The organism is Paenibacillus sp. cl123 (genome assembly GCF_900101595.1).
In the GTDB taxonomy this organism is placed as follows: Bacteria; Bacillota; Bacilli; order Paenibacillales; family NBRC-103111; genus Paenibacillus_G.
In genome coordinates, this window is sequence record NZ_FMYY01000005.1 from 350,000 (window position 1) to 359,616 (window position 9,617).

At 56.7% G+C, this 9,617-nt stretch carries 8 protein-coding genes; 7 read left to right on the top strand and 1 reads right to left on the bottom strand.

Annotation, left to right across the window (positions count from 1 at the left end):
• The first annotated feature begins 302 nt into the window (after positions 1–302).
• From BLR08_RS12100 to BLR08_RS12125, 6 genes are all read left to right on the top strand, one after another.
• Positions 303–1,232 (top strand): ABC transporter permease, encoded by a 930-nt coding sequence (locus BLR08_RS12100; RefSeq protein WP_072329467.1) that lies wholly within the window; start codon positions 303–305, stop codon positions 1,230–1,232.
• Positions 1,226–2,086 (top strand): carbohydrate ABC transporter permease, encoded by an 861-nt coding sequence (locus tag BLR08_RS12105; protein ID WP_072329256.1) that lies wholly within the window; start codon positions 1,226–1,228, stop codon positions 2,084–2,086. Before BLR08_RS12100 ends, BLR08_RS12105 begins: the two co-directional genes overlap by 7 nt.
• 54 nt (positions 2,087–2,140) lie before the next feature.
• Entirely contained in the window at positions 2,141–3,673 is a 1,533-nt protein-coding gene (locus BLR08_RS12110; RefSeq protein ID WP_072329255.1) for an extracellular solute-binding protein, read from the top strand.
• A gap of 51 nt (positions 3,674–3,724) precedes the next feature.
• Complete coding sequence (locus tag BLR08_RS12115; RefSeq protein ID WP_072329254.1) at positions 3,725–5,668, top strand: FAD-dependent oxidoreductase; 1,944 nt, start codon at positions 3,725–3,727, stop codon at positions 5,666–5,668.
• A gap of 52 nt (positions 5,669–5,720) precedes the next feature.
• Positions 5,721–6,971 (top strand): FAD-dependent oxidoreductase, encoded by a 1,251-nt coding sequence (locus BLR08_RS12120; protein WP_072329253.1) that lies wholly within the window; start codon positions 5,721–5,723, stop codon positions 6,969–6,971.
• Between the two features lie 197 nt (positions 6,972–7,168).
• Positions 7,169–7,732, top strand: a complete 564-nt coding sequence (locus tag BLR08_RS12125) for a glycerol-3-phosphate responsive antiterminator (protein WP_371117253.1) — start codon at positions 7,169–7,171, stop codon at positions 7,730–7,732.
• Between the two features lie 303 nt (positions 7,733–8,035).
• On the opposite strand, the gene BLR08_RS12130 is transcribed toward BLR08_RS12125, so the two are convergent.
• A complete protein-coding gene (locus tag BLR08_RS12130; protein ID WP_072329251.1) occupies positions 8,036–8,500 on the bottom strand; it encodes a MarR family winged helix-turn-helix transcriptional regulator in 465 nt (154 codons plus the stop codon).
• A 404-nt stretch (positions 8,501–8,904) separates the two neighbouring features.
• Here BLR08_RS12130 and BLR08_RS12135 point away from each other — a divergent pair, with 404 nt between their 5' ends.
• Positions 8,905–9,357 (top strand): CBS domain-containing protein, encoded by a 453-nt coding sequence (locus BLR08_RS12135; protein ID WP_072329250.1) that lies wholly within the window; start codon positions 8,905–8,907, stop codon positions 9,355–9,357.
• Positions 9,358–9,617 lie beyond the last annotated feature (260 nt).

Here is a 9,617-nt window from a genome sequence, read left to right on the forward strand (position 1 = left end):
CAAGCCCGATGTCCAGCATAGCGATGGATGTCGGGCTTTTTCGAAATTCCGAAGCGTAAAAGCGTCGGTGATTGTCCAATTCTTGGCATATGCGCCATCCGTCTCTCGTCCGTCTGAGCGCAAGGGGGGCCGATAGGCGGTTATCTTCGTCAAGCAGTGGAATTTGTTCACTTCGAAACAGGAATCCGTTCATTTTGCGAAAGCGATTCCAATGTTATCTTAGGAGTACAAACCGCTACAACACTTAAACGAAGAAGGAGGTCGCTGCGATGGAAGCTCCAGCCGCAAGCGCGAAAGCGGCTATGCCGGCTTTGTCCGTCCGGTTCCGCAAGCACGTCAGGCTGCTGTGGCGCTTCAGGGCGCTGTATCTTATGCTGCTGCCGGGCGTTATCTACTACATCGTGTACCGCTACGCTCCGATGTACGGCGTCGTGATCGCCTTCAAGGACTTCGATATTCTGGAAGGCATCATGAGCAGCCCCTGGGCGGACCCGTGGTATAAGCATTTCAAACAGTTCTATGATTCGCCTTACTTCGGCGAGCTGCTGACGAATACGTTCCTGATCAGCATCTACAAGCTGATCTTCGGCATCATTCCTCCGATTGCGCTGGCGCTGCTGCTGAACGAATGCCGGATCTACTGGTTCAAGACGCTGGTGCAGACGCTCAGCTACATGCCGCATTTCCTGTCGTGGGTCATCATCTACGGCATCGCGCTCGTCCTGCTGTCGGAAGGCTCCGGCCTCATCAACTACTGGATCGTCAATAACGGAGGCCAGTCGGTTCCGTTCCTGACCTCAACCGAGTGGTTCCGGGGGATTCTGGTCGGCTCGGAGATTTGGCAAAATCTCGGCTGGGGGGCGATCATTTACTTGGCGGCGATGACCGGCATCGATCCGACGCTGTACGAGGCGGCCCGGGTGGACGGGGCTTCCCGGCTGCGCATGATCTGGCATGTCACCTTGCCGGGCATCCGCCACGTGATCATCATGCTGCTGATTCTCAAGCTGGGTCATATCATGGATGCGGGCTTCGAGCAAATTTACATTTTCTACAACATTCACGTGTATCCGGTAGCCGATATTTTGGACACCTGGGTATTCCGGACAGGCCTCGAGCAGCTTAACTTCAGCCTCGCCTCCGCGGTCGGATTGTTCAAATCGGCGATCGGCCTGGTGCTGGTGCTCGCTTCGAACGCGCTGGCGAAGAGATGGGGGCAGGGCGTATGGTAAGAGGGATAGAAGATAAACTGTTTAACACGGTTGTCTACACGATTCTCGCCTTCGTCGGGCTCATGGCCGTCGTTCCTTTTCTGTACGTGATCTCGGTATCGCTGACCCCGTATGCGGAGGTGCTCAAAAACGGCGGTTACGTGCTCATCCCGAAGGAGATCACCTTCCAGGCCTATGCCAAAATTCTCGGGGCCTCCACGATCTGGAACGCGCTGAAAGTGACCGTCTTCGTGACCGTCGTAGGGACGGCCGTCAATCTGCTCCTGACGCTGCTGCTGGCGTATCCGCTCAGCCGCAAGGGACTGCCGCACCGAAGCTTGTTTTTGTTCATGGTCGTCTTCACCCTGCTGTTCAACGGGGGTATTATCCCGACCTACCTGGTGGTAAAGAGCACGGGCCTGATCGACACCGTATGGGCGCTTATATTGCCCAATGCGATCTGGAGCTTCAATGCGCTTATCATGAAAAGCTTCTTCGAAAGCTTGCCCGAGGAGCTGTTCGAATCGGCGCGAATGGACGGAGCGGGCGAGTTTCGGGTGCTCTGGCAGCTGGTCGTCCCGCTTTCGCTTCCTTCCGTTTTGACGATCGGCTTGTTTTATGCGGTGGGGCATTGGAATCAATTTTTCCAGGCGATCATGTATATCACGGACCGTACGCTCTTTCCGCTGCAGGTCGTCGTCCGGGAGATGCTGATGCTGTCGCAGCAAACGATGGAAAGCGCTGAGAATATGGTGCCTACGGTTACGATGCAGATGGGAGCCGTCGTGGTGGCGAGTCTGCCGATGATTATCGTGTATCCGTTTCTGCAGAAGCATTTTACAAAAGGGATGCTGATGGGCTCGATCAAAGGCTGAGGCAACACGGGATGAAGGTCTCTTCCAAAATATACGATGAAGGCAGGGATAACGATGAAAAGAAAATCATGGATCGCGTTGGGCTGCTCTGTGCTTGTGACGACCAGTGTGCTGGCAGGCTGCGGCGGGGGAGGAGCCGAGCCTGCTGCGGAGTCGTCCGGAGACCCTGGAAAGGCAGGGGAGAAGAAAGAGCCGGTCAAGATCAGCATTACGGTGGAAGGCTCCGGCCTGCCGACTCCGCAGGAGGACTGGATCAAGCAGGAGCTGGACAAACGGCTTAATATCGATGTGTCGCTGACGGCGATTCAAGGATTAAACGACTATCTGAATCAAATGAAGGTGCGCTCGGCTGCGGGCAATATGCCGGATCTGATGATGGTCGATCTCGTTACCTTGAACGATTTTGCCCAGAAAGGGCTGCTGCTCGATTTGACCCCTCATCTCGACTCCAAGCTGAAGCAGGCCAAGGATTTTATGGGCGCCAACCTGCTGAAGAAGGGGATGGTGGGCGGCAAGTATTATGCGATCACCCGGATTGCCGACGTGCCGTTCTCCTCCTACTGGATTCGCAAGGACTGGCTGAATGCCTTGAATCTGAAGGAGCCGACGACGCTCGAGGAGCTGTATGACGTAGCGAAGGCGTTTACGGAGAAGGACCCTGACGGCAACGGGAAAAAAGACACGTACGGCTTTACGGGAACGGAATTTTCCACCTTTGCCCCGATCTTCGGCGCTTACGGGATGGGCGGGCCGGGCAGCGGGATTTTCTATACGAAGGACAAGAAGCTGATGAACGCCTACTATGACCCGGCGATGCCGGAAGCGTTGAAGTATATTCAGCGCCTGATAGGTGAAAATCTCGTCGATCCGCAGCTGATGACCAACAAGGGGACGATGGCCCGCGACCAAGCGATTCAGGGAAAGGCCGGAATTGCGTTCATGGGCTGGACCGATATCGGCAAGCAGGAGTTTATCCAGCAGTACAAAACGGTGAATCCGAAGGCCGAATGGGTGCAAATAGCTCCGCCCAAAGGGCCGGGGGGACAATACGACTCCGCGTTTGACGCCGAGAGACCTTCGCGGTTGTACGTCATTCCGAAATCGGCGGAGAAAAACCCGGAGAAGCTGCAAAAAATATTCGAGCTGCTGAACTACGTATCGAGCAAGGAAGGCAACGCCCTGGTCATGTATGGCATAGAAGGCAGGCATTATAACATGAAGGACGGGAAGATTGAGCTGACCGAGGCGATGGCGAAGGAAGGGAACTACTTCCACTACTATCAGATGACGGGCCGTCCGAATGAAGAATATTTGACGGTGAAATTCCCGCAGGAGGAAGCTTACATCAAGTTCGCATTGAAGCTGCCGCGCCTCAACAGCATCGACAGCGCCATTCTGCCTCCGGCCGGCTATAATGCGGCGGATGCGGACCGTTACGCCAAGGAGGAGCTCGTCAAGTTCGTATATGGCAAGCGGCCGCTCAGCGAATATCCGGCTTTCCTGAAGACGATGGAGGACACCTTCAAATACAAGCTGCTCATTGACGAAGCGCAAAAGCGCGCGAAGGAGCTTGAGCTTGTAAAATAAAGCCGGGCGGGCAGCGAATAGCGCTATGACAAGAAATGGAGCGTGCAGACGATGATTGCGTACGATGTGGTCGTGTATGGAGCGACGCCGGGAGGGATCGGCGCCGCTCTCGCCTCGGCCCGCAGAGGGCTGAGGACGCTGCTGGCCGAGCCAACCGGACATCTCGGCGGCTTGATGACCAGCGGTCTCGGGCGGACGGACCTGATTTCGCGCGAGGCATGCGGGGCGGTGTTCCGCGAGTTCGCCGACAAGGTGCAGCAGCATTACGAATCGGCTTATGGAGCGGATTCCGCGCAGGCCGAGGCTTGCAACAAGGGGCTGTTCTTCGAGCCGTCCGTCGCGATGAGCATCCTGAAGGACATGCTGGCGGCGGAGCCGCTGATCGAGGTGAAGCTGCTGCTCGAGCTGAAGCGGACGAAGGTGGAGCGGCGGAAGCTGACAGGGGTTACTTTGCAGGGTAGGCCGGGAGAGTCCGATTTCGTGATTGAGGGCGGCGTCTTCATCGACGCTACGTATGAAGGCGATCTGGCGGCGATGGCGGGCGTGCCTTACCGGCTTGGCCGCGAATCCCGCGACGAATGGAACGAGGAATACGCCGGACGGCTGTATATGACCTTCGATCCGACCAAGGAAGTGTTCCCCGGCAGCACCGGGGAAGGGGACGACCGGATCCAGGCATACAACTTCCGCTTATGCCTGACGCAAAATCCGGATAATTTCGTTCCGGTGGCGAGACCTGAGCGGTACAACAGGGAAGATTACGCGAGTCTGGTTGCCGATGTGGCCGAAGGCCGGGTCCGGTCGATCCGGGATGTAAGCAATATGCTTCCGGTTCCGAACGGCAAGACGGATTGCAACAATCACCACTACTGTATGTGCTCGACCGATTTGCCGGAGGAAAATACGGCTTATGCCGACGGAACCCGGGAGGTGCGGGAGGCGTTTATTGCCCGGCAGCGGGACTATATCCAAGGTCTGCTCTGGTTTCTGCAGCATGATGCCGAGCTGCCGGAGGCATTCCGCAGCGAAGCTCGCTCATGGGGCTACGCCGCGGATGAATTTACGGATACGGGGCATTTTCCGCCGCAAATCTATGTCCGGGAGGCGCGCCGAATCGAAGGCGAGTATACGTTTACGGAGAATGATGCGCGTCTGGCGCCGGGACTCGGGCGCGCCCCGGTGCATCATGACAGCATCGCGATCGGCGATTATCCCATCGATTCCCACGCCACGCGGAAGAGGCAGCCGGAAGGCCGCGACCGGGCGCTGGAAGGATTCCTCGGGCTCGGCTGGCTGACAAAGGTGTACCAGATTCCTTATGGCATCATGGTGCCGAAGGAAGTGGACGGCCTGCTCGTTCCCGTCGCCGTGTCCGCCACTCATATGGGCTTCGGCACGATCCGGATGGAGCCGTGCTGGATGCAGCTTGGTTTTGCAGCGGGCGTAGCTGCCGAGCTGGCCGTCAGGCTCGGAACGGAGGTGCGCCGCCTGCCGATCGATACGCTCCAGGCCGAGCTGCTGGAGGAAAATCAGCGGATTACGTACTTCGACGATGTCGAATGGTCCGATCCTGCGCGCAAGGCGGCCGAATATTTCGGGACCAAGGGCTTCTTCTCGGACTACAAGGCCTCGCTTGCCGAGCCGCTGAGCGTCGCCGAGGCTTCGCAGCTGATCGCCCGTATCCGCGCGCTGCCGGGCTGCGGCTCGCTGCCGGTGCTGCCGGCATCTGCGTATGTGCTGCCAGCCGGAGTCGACATGGGGCCGAGGCTTCCGAAGACCGAAGCCGATCCTGCCGCCTATTGGCAGGAGCATCCGCTTCTGTCTGCCTCGATGGCGGAGCGTTGGTGGCGTACGGCGGCCCGCGTCTGCGGGGTGACACACGAGGGAGCCGGCCGGGCCCGGGAGGACGGAACGACGGGACCGATTACCCGCGGGGAGTTTATTGTCCGCTTATATGAGCTTACCGGAGATTTGAGGAGAAGCGGAATCAGGTAGCCGTTTTACCGGATATAACGAATAAGGTTATGAATCGGAGGGAGCTTTGCCTATGTCAACCTATGCGCTTCACAAAGAAATTCGCGTTCGCGACAAAGCCGATATTGTGGTCGTAGGCGGGGGACCCGCCGGCGTTGCGGCGGCTATCGCCGCAGCTCGCTGCGGCCGGAAGGTGATCCTGCTGGAGCATTCCGGACAGCTGGGCGGGATGGGCACGCTGGGCAACGTCAGTGTCTTTATGGGCGTGGGCAATGTGACCGGCATTTACCGCGAGCTGATCGCGGAGACGCTGCCCGACAAGCTGCCTTCGCATCATCTCGAATCGATCGCGCCGCAGTTCAATCCGTTTGTGATCCGCCATTACTTGAACCAGAAGCTGGAGAAGGAGCAGGTGCAGGTGTGGTACCATGCGAGCTTCGTTGCTTTACTGCAAGGGGACGGTCTAACCCGGTCCCGTGCTGTCGCCGTCAATACCCGGGAAGGGCTTGTCGCCGTGGAAGCGGAAGTTGTGCTCGATTGTACGGGAGACGCGCGGGTAGCCGTGGACGCCGGGGCGAAATATCACTCGGGGCGGGAATCCGACGGACTGACCCAGCCGATGACGCTGATGTTTATGATGACCGATACCGGGAAGCCGGTTAAGCCGTATCTTCCGGAAGACGGGTACTACTACGAGCATGTCTCGGATCTGCCGCAAGGACGGAAGCTGTACTGGGAGCGCGGGGAGAAGGGCACGCTGCTCGTCAATATGACGCGGGTGAAGGGCAACGGCGCCAAGATCGAGGATATCAATTACGCGGAGAAGGAGTCGCTGCGTCAGGCGTTCTCCGTCGCGCATTATTTGCAGCGCAACGGGTTTGAAAATTATGCGCTGACCCATATCCCCGGACAGGTCGGCGTCAGGGAGACGAACCAGATCGTAGGCCGGTACACGCTGACGGAGCAGGATGTGACCTCGGGCCGCCGGTTCGACGACGTTGTCGCGCAAACGAATTACGAGATCGACATCCATAGTCCGGACGGCAAGTCGGGAACCGATGAGCGGAAGGTCAGCGGGTACGATATCCCGTACCGCTGCCTGGTGCCCGAAGGCGTGGAGGGCGTGCTGGTCGCCGGGCGGGCCATCTCGGCGACTCATGTGGCGATGTCCTCGATGCGGGTGCAGGCTACCTGTTATGCGATGGGCCAATCCGCCGGAGTCGCCGCATCGCTGGCGATCGAGCAGCAATGCGACCTGGCGGATATCGATATTGCCCGTCTGCATGCTGTTCTGCAGGCGCAGGACGTTGTGTTTTTGAAGTAAAGGCTGGTCGGCGCTCCGGCCCGCGTACTGGTTGAGTATGTGGGCGGGGGTTTTTGTGCGCTGTTTGTGCGCTGCGGGCTCATTTTATACGAAATTCCGCCCACGTCGCTTATTCTGACCGCTAGCGGGGCTCATTTTGTACGAAATTCCGCCTTCGTCGCCTATTTTGAGCGCTAGCGGGGCTCATTTTGTACGAAATTCCCCTCACGTCGCCTATTTTGACCGCCGGCAGAGCTCATTTTGTACGAAATTCCGGCTACTACTTGAAGTCCCCCTTTGAAAAGATTAACTCGGTCGTGAAGCTGGCCAAAAAGAAGCCGATTCTGCACGCGGATCTGATCGAAGGGCTGCGAAATGACGAATATGCGGCCGAGTATTTAAGCCAGATAGTCAGACCTGCGGGCATTGTTTCCACAAGAGCCGGGGTAATCGCCAAGGTGAAACAAAACGGACTTCTGGCCATTCAACGGTTATTCCTGCTGGATACGAATGCGCTTGAAAAAAGCTATCCGATGTTTGAAAAAACAAAGCCGGATTTCATCGAGGTGCTTCCGGGGATTATTCCTCATATGATCTCCGAGGTGTACGAGCGAACGGGCATCCCCATCTGCGCCGGGGGCTTGGTCCGTACGGCAGGCGATGTGGAGCGGGCGATTGAAGCCGGGGCTGCGGCCGTTACGACGTCGAATCGGGAGCTGTGGAAGCATACCGGCAGGGACGACAGACGGATGCCGGCTTCATCGCCTCCGGCTACCGGGTAGCGGCTTGGGAATGTGGGGAGCTGCGGGGAGAATAGGTATAGAAACGCATAGAAAACGTCCGGTGACCAGGCCGGACGTTTTTTCGATGTGATACGCGCCGCCGCATGGAGCATCGGCTTTCGGTCGCGAAGTTCGAATCGGCTCCGACCAGGAGCTTTTCTTAAGAGTCAAGAAAGTTTAGCTTCACAAAAGCGATAAAGCGAGGAGGAACTTTCTGCTCGCAAGAAAAGCTACCGCTAAAACACGAATGTATCTTCTTCGAATCGGCTCCGATCAGGAGCTTTTCTTATTTTTCCCCGGCGCTTACAGCTGCTCCTTGCCAACCTGCTCGAAGTATTGGAATACTTGCTCCAGCAAAGCAATCAGTTGATCGCTCTGCTCTTTGCCGAGATGATCGATCAGTCCGTTGAACAGCTGCGTAAACAGCTCGCCGGCCTCTTGGGCGATCTGCTCGCCCTTGTCCGTCAGCGTAATCTCGGCTACCCGGCGGTCGCCGGGGTGGATGGATCGGATGACATAGTCGTTTTTGATCAGGTTGTTGATCATCTGTGTCACCGTGGGCGAGGTTACCTGCAGCAGCTTGCTCAGATCCGATACCGTCATGCCGCCTGCATCCGAACAGCTGCCGTGGCTTTCCTTGATGGCGAGCAGGAGCCGGACTTCGCTTGCCTTGATGCTCCATCTTGTCAGCTTGCGCCAGTCTGATTTGGCGAACCGGGAGAACAGGTCTCTGAGCTGGGGGGCATTTTCATATTTCCATTCATCCATAGTTGGCATCACCTGTACGTATTGTAACTGATTTGGAATCGATAGGAAAAGACTTGATCAGGACAAGGAACCGGAGTAAGCTAAATAAATAGGTTGCCTACCTAATCAAAATATTGGCTGCGCAAAATGCCGTCCCTATGAACCAGCTCGGCGTCGTGACCGCAACTGCGACGCTGTTGCGGAATTTGGGGGGGCACGATCGGGATTGCATCTTCGGTTCTGTGATGAATTCCGTGCTTTTGCATAAACTGAAGGATGCGATGGCTGGCCGGTACAGGCGTGAATCTGTCCAAGCGGAAACCCCGATTCGGCCCCGGCCGCGCGCTGTTCACCGGACTTCGAAAGACGCCGGGAGGGGTACATCCTCCGCTCGGGTATAATTGACAGAACAGGAGGCTTGCGCAATGCTGGCCCAGGACATTATGATCCGCAAGGTGTATAAGGTCAAGCAAGAAGACAAGGTCCGGGCGGTGATCGAGAAATTCATCGATCACCGCATCAGCGGACTTCCGGTCGTGAACGACCGCAATGAAATTGTCGGCTATATGAGCGACGGCGATATTATGCGTTTTATCGGCAAAAAAAACGATCGCGTGGTCGACTTCCTGTACTTCTCCATGATCGTCAGCGATCCGCGGGAATGGGAAGAGAAAGTAACCGAGATTTTGGATCTGAACGTCATGACGGTATGCAAGAAAAAGGTCGTCACCGCTTCCTGGAATACGGATATTGACCGGATCGCGGCTATCCTGGGCGAGCGTAATATCAAGAAGCTGCCGATCGAACGAAACGGCGTACTGGTCGGCATCATCAGCCGCGGCGACGTCATCCGCCATGCGTTCGGCGCATTTATGTAAACCTTCCGCTAAAACACGAATATATCTTCCTCGAATTGGCTCCGATCAGGAACTTTTCTTTAGAGTCAAGAAAGATTACCTTCACAAAAGCGATAAAGCGAGGAGGAACTTTCTGCTCGCAAGAAAAGCTACCGCTAAAACACGAATGTATCTTCCTCGAATTGACTCCGATCAGGAGCTTTTCTTTAGAGTCAAGAAAGTTTACCTTCACAAAAGCGATAAAGCGAGGTGGAACTTTCTGCTCGCAAGAAAAGCTACCG